Origin of the sequence: Lentilactobacillus fungorum, assembly GCF_016860605.1 — a bacterium.
GTDB lineage: Bacteria > Bacillota > Bacilli > Lactobacillales > Lactobacillaceae > Lentilactobacillus > Lentilactobacillus fungorum.
Genome location: NZ_BNJR01000012.1, coordinates 103,556 through 120,923 on the forward strand (window position 1 = coordinate 103,556; position 17,368 = coordinate 120,923).

The following is a 17,368-nucleotide window of genomic DNA, read 5'->3' on the forward strand; positions in this document are numbered from 1 at the left end:
CTTGGCCAAAAATCCAAGCCCGGGATTTCCGGCCAAGATGCCTTATGCTCCAGTTTCTAAACGCTTTGCTCCGCTCACTTTATTTTTAGGACAGCTGCGCAAAGCAGAAAGCTGCGTGTAAGCCTACTTGTCCAAAAATCCAAACCCGGGATTTCCGGCCAAGTAAACTTACACTCCGCTTTCTAGGCGCTTTGCTCCGCTCACTTTATTTTTAGGACAGCTGCGCAAAGCAGAAAGCTGCACCTAAGTCAACTTGGCCAAAAATCCAAGCCCGGGATTTCCGGCCAAGTTGACTTAGGCTCCGCTTTCTAAACGCTTTGCTCCGCTCACTTCGTTAGAATAGGAGGAACAACATGGCAGATCCAAAAGGTTTTATGAAATACCCCCGAAAAGATAATCCCATGCGGCCAATCATGCAGCGGGTCAAAGACTTTAACGTCATGGAATTAGACTTAGGCGACGGCGATCGGCGTCAACAAGCCCAGCGCTGCATGAACTGCGGTATTCCATTTTGCCATCACGGCGTTTTCTATGGTGGCAAGCGGGCCGTCAGTGGCTGCCCCAACGATAATTTAATTCCTGAATGGAACGATTTGGTCTATCAAGACCGCGACCAAGCCGCTTTCGAGCGTTTGAGCCGCACCAACTGTTTACCGGACATGACCGGCCGAGTCTGTCCCGCACCCTGTGAAGCATCCTGTGTCCAAGCACTAAATGGGCCGGGAATTACAATTCGCAATAATGAAAAATTTATCATTGAACAAGCCTTCAAAAATGGTTGGGTAGTTGATTCTGGCAAGCCGCTTCACCGAACTGGCAAAACAGTCGCCATTATTGGCAGCGGGCCAGCCGGGATCGCCGCGGCCTGGCGGCTCAATCAACTTGGCCATTCCGTCACAATTTTTGAACGCGATGATCGATTTGGTGGCTTACTCATGTATGGCATCCCCAACATGAAGCTGCCCAAAGAAATTGTAGAACGACGCATTCAAACGCTGCGAGATGTTGGCATTGAGCTGGTAGCCAATACCGAAGTCGGCACTGATATTTCTGCCGAAGAACTCAAGCAGCACTTCGATCGGGTGGTTATTTGTACTGGCGCCCGACAATATCGTGATCTAGACGTTGTTGGCCGAGATTTAGCCAGTATTTATCCTGCCGTTGATTATCTGCGGCGGGCAACTCAATCGGTTATCAAAAATGGTCCGGCCGCTTCAGTTGAACTCAAGGGCAAACACGTGTTGGTTCTCGGCGGCGGCGATACCGGTAACGACTGCATCGGCACCGTCATTCGCCAAGGCTGCGCTGGCATTACACAATTAGAAATCAATCCGGCTTTACCTAAAACCCGCACGGCTGATAATCAGTGGCCCGAATGGCCAATGGTGCAAAAAAACGGTTACGGTCAAAAAGAAGCTCGGGTGCTGTTTGGTGACATTACAACCTACTCGGCAACTGCAACCGGCTTTACTGGTAAAAACGGTCACGTCACGACTGCCGAAATTAGCAAAGTGGACCACTACCAGCCAATTGCCGGTAGTGAAAAACTAATCAAAGCCGATCTGGTCTTGTTAGCCATGGGATTCACCGGGGCTGAACAGTGGTTATTTGATCAGTTTGACATCACCGAAAAAAACGCTAATTATACAACTAATGATAGTCAAGTATTTATTGCCGGCGATTGTCGAAGAGGCCCTAGCTTAGTGATTTGGGGAATCCACGAAGGTCGAATGTGTGCTGAAAAAGTGGACCAATCTCTTCAAGTGTTGGCAAATACACGCATTTAAGGTAATCACTAACTAGATAAACCACAAAAATGAGGTTGTCATTGGGGTCAATAAAAAAGCTCATCGAAAAGTTGAGTTATTCGTCAAATGTCCTAAAGTAAGAGATATCAAGATTGCGACGGCAATGGGGTGTCTCTTACTTTAGGATGTTGCCTAATAATTTTGTAGTATCAACATAGGGTATTTCCTTCTTTCTGAAAAATCTTCGTCGTGGTTGACTTTGATGAACAGACTGGGAATGCCCGCTTTTTATTCTAGCGATAAATAAAAAAATCCGTCATCAGTAATAGATAAAACCTATTATCAACAACAGATATTGGAAAACTTAGAAAAACCACTCGTCCTCTTTGAAAGTTACATTTCAAAAGGCGAGTGGTTTTTAGATTTGGCATTATTAAAAGCCGTTGAGGGAAAAGCAGTCTATATGTGACGCCCTTGTGGGAATCGATAGTCGATCTAACCGTGCGAGTTAGAAGCCCTATCGACAAAATAATCAAAGATTTTCTGAAATTCCGGGTGGGCTTTAATCATCATTTCGGGATGAAATTCGACACCAATCACGTTGCCATCAGTTGATTCAACGGCTTCAACAACTTGATCATCGCTAGCGGCCACTTTAGTAAGCTGGTTGCCCAGTTGGTGAATGCCTTGATGGTGAAAGGAGTTTACCAAGAAGCGGTCGCCCAGCAACTGATTTAGCCAAGAGCCTTTAGTCGTCGTAATGTGATGGGTGGGGATCTCCCAAGAAGTCGGTGCTTGGTTATGCTTGAGATAAGCACCAGCCTGTTTATAAACGTCTTGGTATAACGTGCCGCCTAGCGCAACGTTAATAATTTGAATGCCGCGGCAAATTCCCAAAACTGGTTTGCCGGCAGCCACAGCCGCTTTTACCAGTGCAATTTCAAACTGGTCACGGTAAACGTCAGTCTCGGCAACTTCTCTAAGGGGTTCTACGCCATAAAGTGCTGGGGTAACGCCTTGCCCACCGGATAGCAGCAAGCCATCAACGGTCTCAATATAAGCAGCTGCGTCTTTGGGATCGCCCAACGGTAAGACGAGCGGCAAACTGCCCGCTCGTTTAAGGCCGTCAACGTAGTCAATTTGAATATAGTCAATATAATTTGTATCAAACCGTGGATTTGGATGAATCAAGTGATTACTGGCAATACCAATTTTTACCATGATAATTAACATCTCCTAAGTGAGCGGAGCCAGGCGGTTAGAAAGTGGAGTATAAGTCTCCTCGGACGGAAATCCCCAGGCTTGGGATTTTTGGCTGAGGTGCTTACACGGAGCTTTCTGCTTTGCGTAGCTGTCCTACAATCAGTGAGCGAAGCCAAGACGCTTATATGGAGGTTTCTGTCTGGCGCAGCTGTCCTAACCTATTTCCAACTTGCATACTCATATTTCTGATAGCCAATCAGCGGATAATCAAGGCCTTTAATTTTGTTAGTCAACAAATGAACCGACGCGTATTGATAAAGTGGCGTAACCCCTTGAAGTTCATTAAGCAAACTGGCAGCCTTTTGCTCTAACTTCACTCGTTGCGCTGGCGTTTGGCTTTCAGTATCGTTAATTTGATCAATAATTGACTGATATTTCTGGTTGTGCCACTTGGTAAAATTAATCACTCCCGCTTTTGAGGCCAAGTTTAAGTAATCAATTGGGTCAGGAAAATCAGTTGACCAACCTAAGGTGCCAGCTTGGAAACGATGATCTGAAAAGCTTGAGATTTCTTGTTGCAACGGCAATGAACGCACTGAAACGTTAAGATCTGGTGAAATCTTTTTTGATTGGGCCTGAATATATTCCGCAACCGCCTTGTAAGCATCTGTGTCGGCAGAAATCAACTGAAACTTAATCTTTTTGCGGCCAAGTTGCTTTTGCGCCAGGGCAAAATATTTTTTCGCCTTAGCAAGATTATACGATAATTTATGGGTAACGCCCGCGTTAAAGTCCTGGCCACTTTCGTCCTTAACTTCCCCTTGAGGAACAACTGATTCAGCAGCCGTTGAGCCATCATTTAACACTTTAGCAGCTAATTGCTGGCGGTCGATTGAATAACTGATCGCGCGCCGCAAATTGAGATTTCTAGTCGTCTTGTCATAGTTATTCCAAGGAATGAAGGCAAGCTGTCCATACTGGCGAACCTTCACTTCATTTTTGAACTGCTTTTTGGCATCATTGACCCAATTACCGGAAATTTGAGTTTCATCGATATCACCTGATTGGAAAAGCTTGAAGCTAGTTTGCGGTGACTTAACAACTTGGAAATGTAGTTTTTTGATACGCACTTTGTTAGCGTCATAATACTTTGGATTCGTAACCAAATTCCAAGTATCCTTGGACGAATTCCAATTTCTAATTTGATAAGCACCATTGGAAACAGCATGCTTAGAATCTTGGCCGTACTTGTTCCCCCATTTAGCTAATGCCTTACGTTCTACCGGAAAAATTTGAGTGGCTAAGACATAGTTGTAATATGGTACCGCGTGACTCAACTTGATCTGTAGCTTGTTGGAACTCAACGCAACCACGCCCAATTCCTTGGGAGAAGCCTTACCTGAATTAACTTCGGCATAATTTAAGATATCTGATAAATGACCAGCTCGTTGAGATTTCGTTTGGGGTTCTACTTGCCGACGGGCAGACGTAACAAAGTCTTGGGCAACAACCCGGGTACCATCGTTCCATTTAGCATCTTTTCGTAATGTGAACGTATAGGTCTTACCATGATTAGTTGGCTTCACAATTTTGGTTGCGAGCGAGGGCACAATTTTGCCCTGATTATTTTGCTTATAAAGTCCTTCAAGTACTTGATTGATCGCCAAGTAACTGCCAATGTCTGTGGCGCGATTTGGATCGACCGTAATCACATTGCTCTGCGCGGTTGTTTGGAGTGTTTTTTCTTGTTGGCTAGACTGTTTTTGACCACAACCAGTTAAAATCAATATGATACTTGCTAGTAATCCCACCGTCACAACTACTTTTCTTTTCATAGATAATCCCTCCAAGACAAGCTGAACAAAGCAGTTAAGAGCCCCACGCAGCTGTCATCATACTAGTTAGAAGTTGTTAATTAATGATGCCGCCAACCTAAAATCGCCCCTTAGCCGTTAATCCGACTAAGGGACGATTCCTCGTGTTACCACCCTAATTCATGTCCGAAGACACCTCTACGATACCAATCGATACCAGGGAAAGTAACGGTTCCTACCGGTTATGATGCGTGAACACAATAACAACATTGACAAGCTCATCTTCACCAACCTATTGACGTTCTTTCCCAGCCGCCGAACTCTCTTGGATCAAATTAGTTGGTTACTCTTCTCGTTGTTTTCTAACTGAATTTTAATTTAAAATTATCATAAGGATTCGTTGATAAAATGTCAATAGTTATTTGCCTATAGTTACAACCGATCTTTATTTTAATTTGATTCTAACCAATAACCTTTTTTATCAAAACATTTTATAATAAAGTTGGTTTTACACATTGGAGGGATGATTATGGGTTATCAACTTTTATTTTTCGCCGGCATCATGATGTTCATCATCGCCGGTTTATTGTACAGTCAAATCAGTCGATCTAATGCTGATCAAGTCGCCACCCAACCTGTTTGGTATCGCGGGCGAATAGCCGCCTTTGATGTTGAAGTGATGCCTGGCGCTTATACATATAATCCCATCGATGGAACGGCCAACATCCCCACCAATTTAGACGATCACTACAAGCTCTACCGCATCAGCAACGTCCCCGTGCGACTCAACCGCCAAACTGGCATGATCGTCCCCGCAATTGAACTCAATCAAACTGACTTGGAGCTAACCAATCAACTCAGGAATCCCGCCAACGGTTGGAACCAATTTCCGCCAGAAATTAAACAGGATTATTTTGTGTGGACGATTGCTGACAAGGGCAAGGTCTTGCTACAAGTGGAAGATAATCCGGATTTAGTGGAACCTTGGTAGCGATGGCACTCATGATAATAATAATTTTTGGTCTAAAAGCTCCCAATTATTCAGATATGATTTAATCTCAAAGTTCAAAAAGGCTTCTGTTAAGTCTTTTATATAGCTAATCCTATCTTCACTCGTCCAATTGACGGCTTTCTCTAAATATTCCTGAGCTACTATACAGTGCGATGGAAATGCCAATCATGGCAACGGTAAATAAGGCAATCGCCGAAAACCCATAAAATTGGTTGAATAGGATTCCGCCCACAACCCCGGCAATTGTTTCACCAAAATACATTGCTGCATTTGAAAGCGACGAGATCGTACTGCGGGCATTGGTTGCCGTACTTTGTAAAGTGGTCATGAACAATGGGAAAATGAAGCCATTAAATAAGAATGCCGTCGTTAATAATCCTTCCGCCAACCAAAAAGTATGTACCAATGGAATAGCTAAGTATATCGCAATTAAAGCGAATAATTCATACATGAAGGCGCGTCTCAATCCCAGCCAGTCTACAATCCGGCTGCCAAATAACGATCCAATTAAATTGCCCCCGCCAATTGCAATCATGGCTGTTCCAATACCAGATAATGTCAAACCAAAATCCTTCGTAAACCATGTTGAGATGAACGTCATAACCGTAAACGATCCAGTTTGAAAGACAAAATACGCAATCAAGTAACTAATTGCCCGTTTATTGTCAAAAACTTTCGAGTAAGTCTTAAAAAATGAAAAGTGCTCGCGTTGGCCGATTTCTAATTCTGGCAGAACAAAAATTAGTAATCCCAACAATAAAATTGCTAAAGTCGAAATAACGAAAAACGGCAGCCGCCAAGACATCGCCGCCAGATAGCTACCAATCGGAATCCCCACTAACTGAGAAACCGATAAGCCAGCAGTTGCATAGCCCATTACTTTAACAACCCTTTTTCGGTCCACAACCACTGGAATTGAGGCCCATACCTGTGGCGTTACAAACGAGGCACTGATCCCTGCTAGGAACCTAAACGTCAGCATTAACTGAAAATTAAGCGCAAAGCCACAAAGCAAAGTCGAAAGCGCAAATGCAAACAATCCCCAAATCATCACCTTTTTTCGATCCCGACCATCTGAAATTGGTCCCGAAAATAAGGCAAACACCGCATAGCCAATAGCATATGCTGAAACCATCCAACCGGATACAGAAGTTGAAACACTATATAAATGACTTAAAGTTGGCAAGAGCGGCGATATTAAAAATGTATCTGTGCCAATTAAAAACATGGTTAGGAAAAAAATAATCGAATATTTTTTCAAGTGATTACCTCTTTTGTTTTATAGTTTTATATTTATCAAACAATGATGCAAAAAAAGATGCTCCTAAAAGAGCATACTTCATCATAAGCTTGCAAGTAATCCCGGAAGCTCCAATTCAATCTTAGCGACATTTAACGTAACATATTTTTCACGTCCTTGTGTCCGCGTACTCGTAATGCCAGCTTCCCGCAATGTTTTCAAATGATATGACATGGTAGATTTGTCGATTTCGACATGTTGGTTAAGTTCCCCACACCCCATTTCATGACCCACGTTGTATAGCATTTGAACAATCTTATAACGACCAGGATCTGATAAAGCAAAGAAAACTTGTTGCTTAAACTCAGTCTCGCTTACGTCTGGAGATAATTGTTTGATATTCATAAAACTATCATATCCTTTGCTCTTGATAATTACAAGGAAAAATTTATCGCATCTAATATTTGACCAGCACCAAAGTAGACTGATATATTTTTTGTGAATACAAGGTAAATACGAGGAGGCAACATAATGAAAGTTCGGGAACAGGGGAACTCGTTAGTCGTGACGGTTCCTAAAAAATTTGGCATTAAATCTGGAACTGAAGTAATTGCTGTTAAGGGTCGTGATGGCTCTTTTTCATATATCCCCAAAACGAACAATCCATTTAAAGACCCAAATGTGGACTTTGAACATGATCATGAGGAATTTGACGATACCACTACTGGACGTGAAGAAATATGACAAGTTATCAGTATCGAGGTTACTTACCCGAACAAGGAGATATTATTTGGGCAACCTTTGATCCCCAAGATGGTCGTGAGATCACCAAGCGACGACCCGCATTAGTCGTGAGTTCTACTGAATATAACTCGGCAACCGGCTTTATTCAGATTTGTCCAATTACTAGCAAGCAACGTAAGCATCCTGGATACTTTGATTTGCCTAATCATCTAAAGACCCAAGGCCAAATTAATGCAATTCAGCTAAAGTCAATTGATTTTTTTCCTCACATCGAAATATCGTAAAAATCGAAGAGATTCCTCCCAGCGTCTTTGGATCGGTTGCGCAATTCGTAACTTTTATTTTTAATTTTAACGATATGCTAAATTCGGGTGATTAGCACGTTTTAAGCAAGTGAGGCCGTAGATTCTTGTTGCTTTCGTTTATAGTCTAGACGATGCAATTCCTTCTCCTCTTTTGTGAAAACGGATACAATATAACTTAAAAGAGTTCTTCCTGATCTGATAGGAGGAACTCTTTGGCATACCAGTTGATTACAAACAGGATTGTCAACCACTTTAGTTAACAATAACTTGGTAGCTTCTAGCTGATCATACCATCGGCTTCACCATTTCTAATTGATGGTCACCCAATTCCTGTTATGATGTTAATAATAGCTGGTAGCTTAAAACTGATCGCGACGCTGGCAATTAACGTGACTAGCAGATAAGCTCTAACTTGATAAAGCCTAAGTGAACTCAACATGTTTTCAAAAAATATAAAGAAGGTTTATGATGACTCAATTACCAGATTATCAACAAACCAATCAAACCATTACGTTTGCCTTTCCAAAACATCCTTTGCAATTATTCGTCTTAACTCCTACCATCATCCGTGTCTTTGAAAATCGTGGTGACAACGGCAGCTCGTACGCTGTCGCAGATCATAAGGAGCAATCCACCAGCTTCACCATTAAGACCGTTGGCGACCACTATGAACTTCAAACCAGCAACCTATTAGTTAAAATTGACGGTGACCGCCACATTGACGTTTACGATGCTGCCGGTAATGCGTTAGCAGTCGATTATCGTGGTAAACGGCAACTCTTGGATAAAGGCGTCGATAAAGTACACGAACGACTTGTCAAAGCAGAGGGTCACAACGTTTCGGGGGCGACAACCGGTTCCGGCCAGTATTATCAAATCGTCAAATCACTCGCCAAAGATGAACATTTCTATGGGCTGGGCGATAAAACCGGCTACCTTGACAAGCGTGGTTTTGAATACGACAACTGGAATGTCGACAATCCAGCTCCTCAGCTGGAAAATTTTACTAAACTATATAAATCAATTCCAGTGATGTATGGCCTGAAGAACGGTCATCCTTACGGGCTCTTCTTCGATAATCCATATAAGAGCCATTTTGATATGGGCAAGGAAAGTCCTAACTACTACTTCTACTCAGCAGTTGCTGGCAACCTTGACTATTATATTTTGGGCGGCAATTCCTTAAAAGACGTCGTTGCTAACTATACGTATCTAACAGGCCGCGTGCCGTTGCCGCAAAAGTGGACACTGGGTTACCAACAATCTCGTTGGGGCTATAGTGCCAGTCAGAAGGAAGTTCAAGCAGTTGCCGATAACCTAAAGAAATTCGACATCCCCTGCGATGCCATTCACTTTGACGTGGATTACATGCGCGGCTACCGCGTTTTTACTTGGGATAAAGATCAATACGAAGGCGACCCCAAACACTTCATCACCAGCTTAAAGAAACAAGGTATCAAAGCTGTTCCAATTATTGATCCTGGCGTTAAAAAAGATCCAAACTATGAGGTATACGCTGATGGCGTTAAGAAGGGCTACTTTGTCAAATCTCCTGATGGTCAAGTCTACATCAACAAGGTTTGGCCTGGTGATTCCGCCTTCCCAGACTTTGGCCGTCCAGAAGTCCGTAAGTGGTGGGCACGTCATGACAAATTCTTAGTCGACATGGGCGTTGGCGGCATCTGGAATGACATGAATGAACCAGCGTCGTTTGAAGGCCCAATTCCAGACGATGTTGTCTTCTCTGACCAAGACCTGCCATCTACCCATAAAAAGATGCATAACGTTTACGGCCATAATATGGCTCAGGCCACTTATGCAGGCCTAAAACACTATCAAGGCAAACGGCCATACGTGATCACGCGCGCCGCTTATGCTGGCACCCAAAAGTATTCAACCGTCTGGACCGGTGACAACCGTAGTATCTGGCCGCACATTCAAATGATGATCCCACAGCTCTGTAACCTGGGCCTTAGCGGCTTTAGCTTTGCTGGTGTCGATATTGGCGGTTTTGCTTCCGATACGAATCCAGAATTATTAACCCGCTGGATTGAAGCTGCCATCTTCAGCCCCCTGCTGCGAAATCACGCCGCAATGGGTACCCGCCACCAAGAGCCTTGGAGTTTCGGTGACCCAACTCTTTCAATTTACCGGAAATTTGTGAAGCTGCGCTACCGCTTCATCCCTTACCTCTATGATCTGTTCGAAAAGCAAACCAAGAGCGGCTTGCCCATTATGCGGCCACTGGTATTAGTCGATGATACTGATCCACGCGTTCGGGATTTAAACGACGAATTCATGGTCGGCGATAATGTCTTAGTCGCCCCAATCGTTGAAAAATCCAAGACTAAGCGACTGGTTTATTTACCTGCCGGTGAGTGGGTTGACTTTTGGAATGATCGGCAATACACCGGTCATCAAGACATCGTCGTTGATACCCCGTTGGATAAACTGCCATTGTTTATTCGAAACAACACCATTCTGCCTTGGGGCAACCCAGTTAATCACATTTCAGAAACGCCTGATCGAACAATGACATTTAGGGTTTATGGTAATCAAGGCCATTACGATCATTACCAAGATGATGGGGTGGACTTTAACTACCAGAATGGTGAGTTCAACCACTACACAATTTCCGTTAAGAACGGTCAAGTTGCCATTAATTTACCTCATCATGGGTTTAAACCAATTTATGAAACCATCAACGTTGAACTATCAGATAACCAAATTAAATTAAGGTATGATGCCGCTGCTGGAGAATATCGGCAATCATAAAGGGACTAAAAAGCTGATTTCACTTCCGCCACTAAGAGGAATGAAACCAGCTTTTTAATCTAATATAACTTAGTTATTTTTCTTCTTCCCCGCTACCAGGCGTTTCTTCGCCCTTCTTAACCGTATAGGATTTTGCACCCACACCAGCTAGTTGGCCGCCTTGGGCAATCAAATACTCCGGTCGAATCGGTTTGTCTTCAAAAAAGTCTTCCAAGATTTCTCGAACGCCGGCTGCATAGCGAGCCTGAGCTGAAAGTGTTGTTCCCGACATATGCGGCGTCATGGCCTCATGGGGCATTGTTCGCCACGGATGATCTGCCGGAGCTGGTTGTGGATACCAAACGTCACCAGAGTAACCAGCGATTTGACCAGATTCTGAGGCTCGGACAATGGCGTCTCGGTCAACCAACTCTCCCCGACTATCGTTGACAATGTACGCGCCCCGTTTCATTGTGGAGATAAGCTCATCATCAAACATATGATAAGTTTGAGCATGCAATGGTGCGCAAATAACGGCAACATCAACGATCTTAACTAAATCACGGACATCTGGGTAAAAGGTAGCGCCCAACTCTTTTTCAACGTCGGCTGGCAGCTGATGGCGTTGATAGTAAACCAACTTGACCCCAAACGGTTTCAGCCGTTCCAAAACAGCACGGCCAATTCGGCCAGCCCCAATGATACCAACCGTCATGCCTTCAAGGTCGTATGCCCGTGAAGCAGCATCGGCGATATTCCATTTACCAGACCGAGCAAGGTCGTGAGATGGGATAAAGTTTCGAACCAAGGCTAACACTTGCATGACGTCTTGTTCGGCAACGCTGATACTATTGCTGTAAGTCACTTCGGCAACCGTCACGTTATGCTCATTAGCTGCGTTTAAATCAACGTGATCAGACCCAATTCCGGCAGTAATCGCCAACTTTAAATTACTTGCCTTAGCAATCCGCTCAGCCGTTAAGTACGCTGGCCAAAATGGCTGGGAAATCACAACATCGGCATCTGGCAATTCCTTCTCAAACTCCGAATTTAGACCCTCTTTATCTGAGGTCACGACTAATTGATGACCGTGAGACTCAAGGTATTTTCGCAATCCCAATTCACCCGATACACTTCCCAATAATTCACCAGGGGTAAAATCAATCCCCTCTGGACTTGGAACCGTTGATCCATCTGGATAATGCGTAATTGCTGGAATTGAATCTCGCGCGTACTTTGGTGGGTAACCATCAATCGGATCTGGATACAAGATAGCTAAAACTTTTGCCATAATACGAACCGTCCTTTCTTACTGCGATCAACCCTCTTGTAATTAAATATAGCATTTAGGTAAGCGGTTTCAATAATTTGCATTTATTTTTTTATTCACAAATTTGATAAGAGCGGGTCGCAAAGATTGCTTCTTCTAAAAATAAACCATCCTCAGAAGTCTGAGCAAAAGAGGTTATTTGTGATAATAATAACCAGTAGTATCCCAATGCTGTGGTAAATGACTTAAATGTGCCCAAGTTTTTAAGGCTAATTTACCGTTATGATGAACCCGTTTAAGACGATAGATCACACTACGATTTGACTCTCCTAAATCCCAATAACCTGACCTAACATAACTCACCGTTAATTTTTTACCAGCAATTCTGAGTGGGTATGGGTGACGCACGCCAGTTTCAATAACATCTTGAGTTAATGAACGTTTGGTAATTTTAAGTTCCTGTTGAATATCCCACTGCCCGGTTTTAGGTGACAGCCATTTACCGCGTAAGGAAACCGGGGTGATATGACTGACAGCTGATACAGACTGCGAAGTCCCGGTAATTCCCAATCCAAATCCCCCAATCACCAAACCAACTAAACTTAGATACTTAACTTTCACTGCTAAATGCCCTCCTGTTGAATATCCTTTGATTTTCATGAATTTACCCCTCTTTAATGTTGAATGTAATGTTGATGATTCCACCAAATTGAATGACCCTTTTTAGTCAACGTGAAGTTCTCGGTTCCTGGCGTGCCACCAGATGCGGCCGGCGCATATGCCCAACTTCGGAAATGATAGGTATAATGACTGGTCTTATAATACTTCAAGTGAATCATCGTCAACATTGGCATTCCTTGATCCTGATCCGTCATTTTCTTTGAGTAAATATTTAAGATACCCCAAGTAGGCACTGTTTGTCGGTGTAAATGATACGTGTAGTGGCCTCGAAGATGTCTCGGAATCCCATGATGCCAAGTATGGGCGAACACAGGTTGAGCTGTTGTCACAGCCCCTAAGCTCAATGATAATAAACTGGTTAAAAGTATTGTTCTGATTTTCATATAGATTCCCCTTTATCGGCCAATGAAATATTCATAGTTTTTATGAGTATAACTATAATCGTGCTTAATCTTATGATGAAAATAAACCGTAAAATCAAACATTGTTATATATGTTTTTAAGACGTGATATTTATGACCAAAGAGACTTTTCTGTGACGACCAGACAAAACCAATGCGTTTGTATGTCGGTAACAGATATCCTCGGTTCAAATCATAAACAGTATTAGTGCCCCTGTGAGCGTGTTTGTATATACGAATCGATAATTTATGCGATCCACTTCTATGTGGTGTGTACACCCGATAATCCGAAATATAACCACCGGCTAATTGATTATAAGTGACTACGGAGTGAGCTCGGATTTTCTTAACCAAATAAGTTTTGTCGTATTTATCCCAAGCATACCAATTACCCCGGATACTCTTAGCAGTCGTTGCGGAATTAGCTGATGCTGGTCGGGCGTTAATAGTATTAATACCCAACCCGACAGTTAGCATTAATCCGGTTAAAATAATTAGCTTCCAAATATTTTTCATCGTCAATCACCCCTTCGCCTTAATACTGGCCGTTGGCAAAGCACCACCCCATAGGATTCCCGTATATGTCAACAAAACATGTCGTTTATGGCCAAAGATATTTTTCGTTGTCATTCGATAGTAAGTGGGATGCATGGTAGCATATTTAGAAGTGCTTAACTGCCACCAAAAAGCATATTTACCATGACCATAATAATAATTCTCATTATGAACGGGTGTTTTATCCTGAATATCGGATGACCGAGTCGCAAATTTATAGGTAATCTTATGATACTTACCGTGCGACTTTTGATAATAATACGTCGTTTTAGCCGTAAAATGGGTTTTTCCATAAGACTGACTACCATCTGACGAATAATCTTTCCAAGTGCCCCGCCAGCTTTTCGGCACTGATGATAATTGCGTAGCCGCGGAAACGTTAGTGGCCATTAAGCCACCACTGGCTAACCCCAGGCCCACCAACAGGGTCATTAATAATTTCTTCTTTTTCATATATGTAAACCTCTCCACAAATAATGTTCAATCGCCCCCGATTGACAAATTAATTATACCGCTATTAGCAAGTTGCCAGAATAAGTTTTTTCATCGCAACATCTTTGTCTCTGTTCTTCCTTATTGCCTTTGATTTTCTCGTTTATGACCAATTCACGCTAATTTTAATTTCCAATTAGCTGAATCGATGGTTTGATCATCATTGAAAATTAACGTTCAAGGGTCAGTTTCTCGTGATACGAAGTTCGTGAGTTGATTCTAAGATTGTAAAACAAAAAACTCAGCCACTTAATGACTGAGTTGACGAATTAAAGTTAATAATAATACGTTACGAAAGTAGGATGTTTTTGATTACTAAGTTATAGCTCCATGACTTCAAAACAACTTGGCCATTATATTAAACTTGTTTCAAATTCCAAATACCGTCCGAAGCATACTGGCCAATTGCCCAATAACCAGCTTTATAAGGTGGGTTATAATAATACCAAAACAGTAGAAATGAGGAATCAAAATGACACCAGCCCTGGAAAAAGTAATTTATCCAATTTATGCGACCGTTAAATCGACGAAGCTCAATGGTCATAACCTATACGACCGACACATTCAATTACCTGAAATTAATGACTGTTATCGATATTTATTACCTTTTAATATTGACCACGAAAATGTTGAGGACTGGCGAGGCTTATCAACCAAAACTTTAATTGTGTTAATGATGAATCCCAGTATTGCTAATGACCACTATGGTGATCCAACCACCCTGAAACTATTAAAAGAATATTATCTACAAAATGTTGAAAATCAGCCAAAGCTATATCAATTCTATGAACACATTGATTTAATCAACATCTTCCCCTATGTTAACAGTCAAACAACCAAGGTTAAAGAATGGTTGAATGACTCTAACCGAACTACAACCGCAACCACAAATTACTTAAAGGCTAACCAGAATATCATTCAAATTTTACTTCAACAAATAACTAAACAAGGAAAATATGATTTGTTAGTTGCGACTGGTAACCTTAATGATTATTTTGGAAAAAAAGGAACAGTCCAATATGTCAACGTAATGAATATCTTTAATGAAGAACACAATAAGCATTATTTAGACAAGATATTATATAAGCGCATCAACGGCACCGGATATGCCTGTCATCTATCGATTCCTGGTGATAAAACATTCGAATTAACTCGTTCGCCAAAACCTTTTGCTGAATTATTTGATGAAAGCTACCAACTTCACATTTAACTCAGTTTATCATTGGAACCCGCTTACGCGGAACTCAATGGAAAATCAAAAGCAATATGGAAGTAGTCGAGAATAGAAGAAATTGGATAAACATACCCCCATGGTTTGTATAATTCTCCGCCTACTTTCAGGAACTTGTTCCTCGGACACACATTTATTGTGGGGCGGGTGACATAAGGAACAGCCGATCAACTACTCATGGTTATTTTGGATCAAAAAACACCGCTCTGGCAAGCGTCGAAAATGATTTATATTTTTAGTTAATTTAAGATTTAAGCATTGGAGCCAATATATAAGTGTTTCTGAAAAGAGTTTTGAGATGCCCATCTCATGGGTAAGATAGCCCCGTTTGGATAAATTTCAAAATTAATCTGGCTGGTATGATTCAAGAGTTATATAATTAAACTATTATATACTGACATCTCCAGCTAAGAGTGGTTTGCTTTATCCTTCAAAATTTAAAGTTGCTTTTTGCCCACTTAAGCGCCGTAAACGCCCCCATCACAATCAACAGACCGCCCAAAACCGGTTTAACGTACTTGGTAAATTTTGTCGGATCTAATCGGTTGAACAAAATAGGCGTCAGAAATGATCCCATGGCCGCGCCGATCATAATCCAAACGCCAACGCCCCAGTCGACATTGCCAGCTTGTAAATGAAAACAGATGTCAACAGTGGTTAAAATTCCCAGATAATAAGCAGCCTCACCACCTAGCGTGATGACGATCGTACCAATAATAAAGCCGGCTAGGATCAGCTAGACGATAGCTATTTTTAACCTTCCATAGTTAGCTTAGTGCCAAGTAATTGGATACCAACCAGCCAAATAAAAGCCAAAGATCGTTGTCACAATAAAAACACCAATAAGCGTCCAATAAAGCCCTTTGGCGTCGGCCTTTCGATTCTTGCGGGCAAAACTCATTTCAAGCAAGGCAATGACCGCCAAGCCAAGCAACAGCTTCAGGATGCCACTCACCGGTGCCCGTGGGATTCGGTACCAGGCTAAGAAGCCGCCGGAGAGTAACATTGGAATATAGATGACTCGGGTGATCATCATGAAAATCGTTGCTAATTTGTCTTTAAATGCAAAAGCCAGAATGACCGCAATGACTAATAAAATCCACGAAATTAAATGCATACTTAACCAAAACAAAATATGGCCTCCCCGTTAATTTAGTTTACACAAAACCTATTATAGTCTTTCTCAATGGGTTTATAATCATACATTAGACATGAGGAGTTGGTTCAATGAATGATCAATTAAAAATCATTCCCTTTAAGCACGCGACCTCGGCTCATTATAAATTACTACTCGATGCGGACCCCTCCAAGAAATTGGTCGACAACTATTTAAAGCGATCATTCAACTTTGAGGCTAAAATTGGCCAGCGATTAGTCGGCGTCATCATCTTAATTGAAACTCGACCTGAAACAATCGAAATTGTGAACTTGGCCGTTGATCCTAGTGACCAAAAACAGGGAATCGGCCATCGTTTGATTCAATTTGCAACTCATTGGGCAATCGATCAAGCTTATAAAGTGATAGAAATTGGCACAGGTAGTACTGGTTTTGGTCAGTTATATTTATACCAAAAAAGCGGTTTTCGCCCTTATGCAGTTGATCAAGATTTCTTCGTTAGGAATTATTCTGAACCCATTATTGAAAATAATTTAGTGCTAAAGGACATGATTCGCCTTAGAAAATTCTTATGAAGATTTCACAACTTCACAAACACAATCATTCCCACCACTGCCGGCTTGTGCTAAATTAAAGAAGGAAGCATGAACGTGCCCTTTAAGGATATGCGCAAGACAGAAGCTTGCACCTAAATCACCTTGTCAAAAAAGCCAGGCTCGGGATTGCCGGGCAAAGGTGACTTAGGTTCCAACGGCCGTGAAACGCCTAGCCTACCCGGCAGCTTCTAAACAGTTTGTTTCA

General features: G+C 42.2%; 17 protein-coding genes. 7 read left to right on the plus strand and 10 right to left on the minus strand.

Annotated features, from left to right (window positions below; all coding sequences use genetic code 11):
- Positions 1–353 precede the first annotated feature (353 nt).
- Entirely contained in the window at positions 354–1,787 is a 1,434-nt protein-coding gene (locus YK48G_RS06175; RefSeq protein ID WP_203629846.1) for a glutamate synthase subunit beta, read from the plus strand.
- 456 nt (positions 1,788–2,243) lie between these two features.
- Here the strand turns inward: YK48G_RS06175 and YK48G_RS06180 are convergent, their stop codons facing one another.
- Complete coding sequence (locus YK48G_RS06180; RefSeq protein WP_203629847.1) at positions 2,244–2,969, minus strand: gamma-glutamyl-gamma-aminobutyrate hydrolase family protein; 726 nt, start codon at positions 2,967–2,969, stop codon at positions 2,244–2,246.
- A 200-nt stretch (positions 2,970–3,169) separates the two neighbouring features.
- Positions 3,170–4,786 carry a peptide ABC transporter substrate-binding protein gene (locus YK48G_RS06185; protein WP_203629848.1) on the minus strand — a complete coding sequence of 539 codons (1,617 nt, stop codon included), beginning with the start codon at positions 4,784–4,786 and terminating at the stop codon, positions 3,170–3,172.
- A gap of 508 nt (positions 4,787–5,294) precedes the next feature.
- Here YK48G_RS06185 and YK48G_RS06190 point away from each other — a divergent pair.
- Positions 5,295–5,756 carry a hypothetical protein gene (locus YK48G_RS06190; protein ID WP_203629849.1) on the plus strand — a complete coding sequence of 154 codons (462 nt, stop codon included), beginning with the start codon at positions 5,295–5,297 and terminating at the stop codon, positions 5,754–5,756.
- Positions 5,757–5,874: 118 nt separating this feature from the next.
- Here the strand turns inward: YK48G_RS06190 and YK48G_RS06195 are convergent, their stop codons facing one another.
- Positions 5,875–7,038: an MFS transporter gene (locus tag YK48G_RS06195; protein ID WP_232365299.1), complete on the minus strand. Its 1,164-nt coding sequence runs from the start codon at positions 7,036–7,038 to the stop codon at positions 5,875–5,877.
- Between the two features lie 81 nt (positions 7,039–7,119).
- Positions 7,120–7,422, minus strand: a complete 303-nt coding sequence (locus tag YK48G_RS06200; RefSeq protein ID WP_203629850.1) for an ArsR/SmtB family transcription factor — start codon at positions 7,420–7,422, stop codon at positions 7,120–7,122.
- 126 nt (positions 7,423–7,548) lie between these two features.
- Between YK48G_RS06200 and mazE the strand changes: the two genes are divergently transcribed.
- The 3 genes from mazE (at position 7,549) to YK48G_RS06215 (ending at position 10,841) form a co-directional block, all read left to right on the plus strand.
- Positions 7,549–7,761, plus strand: coding sequence for a type II toxin-antitoxin system PemI/MazE family antitoxin (mazE, locus tag YK48G_RS06205; protein ID WP_203629851.1), 213 nt, complete (start codon positions 7,549–7,551; stop codon positions 7,759–7,761).
- Complete coding sequence (locus tag YK48G_RS06210; RefSeq protein WP_308440168.1) at positions 7,758–8,045, plus strand: type II toxin-antitoxin system PemK/MazF family toxin; 288 nt, start codon at positions 7,758–7,760, stop codon at positions 8,043–8,045. The genes mazE and YK48G_RS06210 overlap by 4 nt, the downstream gene beginning before the upstream one ends.
- A 489-nt stretch (positions 8,046–8,534) precedes the next feature.
- The gene (locus tag YK48G_RS06215; RefSeq protein ID WP_203629852.1) at positions 8,535–10,841 is read left to right on the plus strand and encodes a glycoside hydrolase family 31 protein; all 2,307 of its coding nucleotides are present in this window, start codon (positions 8,535–8,537) and stop codon (positions 10,839–10,841) included.
- 73 nt (positions 10,842–10,914) lie between these two features.
- On the opposite strand, the gene YK48G_RS06220 is transcribed toward YK48G_RS06215, so the two are convergent.
- From YK48G_RS06220 to YK48G_RS06240, 5 genes are all read right to left on the minus strand, one after another.
- On the minus strand, positions 10,915–12,111 hold the full coding sequence (locus tag YK48G_RS06220) for an NAD-dependent formate dehydrogenase (protein ID WP_203629853.1): 1,197 nt from the start codon (positions 12,109–12,111) through the stop codon (positions 10,915–10,917).
- Positions 12,112–12,285: 174 nt separating this feature from the next.
- A complete protein-coding gene (locus tag YK48G_RS06225) occupies positions 12,286–12,750 on the minus strand; it encodes a hypothetical protein (protein ID WP_203629854.1) in 465 nt (154 codons plus the stop codon).
- Between the two features lie 14 nt (positions 12,751–12,764).
- Positions 12,765–13,154: a hypothetical protein gene (locus YK48G_RS06230; protein ID WP_203629855.1), complete on the minus strand. Its 390-nt coding sequence runs from the start codon at positions 13,152–13,154 to the stop codon at positions 12,765–12,767.
- Positions 13,155–13,166: 12 nt separating this feature from the next.
- Entirely contained in the window at positions 13,167–13,688 is a 522-nt protein-coding gene (locus tag YK48G_RS06235) for a hypothetical protein (RefSeq protein ID WP_203629856.1), read from the minus strand.
- Positions 13,689–13,694: 6 nt separating this feature from the next.
- The gene (locus YK48G_RS06240) at positions 13,695–14,180 is read right to left on the minus strand and encodes a hypothetical protein (protein ID WP_203629857.1); all 486 of its coding nucleotides are present in this window, start codon (positions 14,178–14,180) and stop codon (positions 13,695–13,697) included.
- Between the two features lie 511 nt (positions 14,181–14,691).
- On the opposite strand from YK48G_RS06240, the gene YK48G_RS06245 reads away from it, so the two are divergent.
- Positions 14,692–15,429, plus strand: a complete 738-nt coding sequence (locus YK48G_RS06245; protein WP_203629858.1) for a DUF1643 domain-containing protein — start codon at positions 14,692–14,694, stop codon at positions 15,427–15,429.
- Between the two features lie 793 nt (positions 15,430–16,222).
- Here YK48G_RS06245 and YK48G_RS06250 read toward each other — a convergent pair.
- Positions 16,223–16,582 (minus strand): YisL family protein, encoded by a 360-nt coding sequence (locus tag YK48G_RS06250; RefSeq protein ID WP_232365300.1) that lies wholly within the window; start codon positions 16,580–16,582, stop codon positions 16,223–16,225.
- Between the two features lie 95 nt (positions 16,583–16,677).
- Between YK48G_RS06250 and YK48G_RS06255 the strand changes: the two genes are divergently transcribed.
- Positions 16,678–17,142: a GNAT family N-acetyltransferase gene (locus YK48G_RS06255; protein WP_203629859.1), complete on the plus strand. Its 465-nt coding sequence runs from the start codon at positions 16,678–16,680 to the stop codon at positions 17,140–17,142.
- The last annotated feature ends 226 nt before the right edge of the window (positions 17,143–17,368 follow it).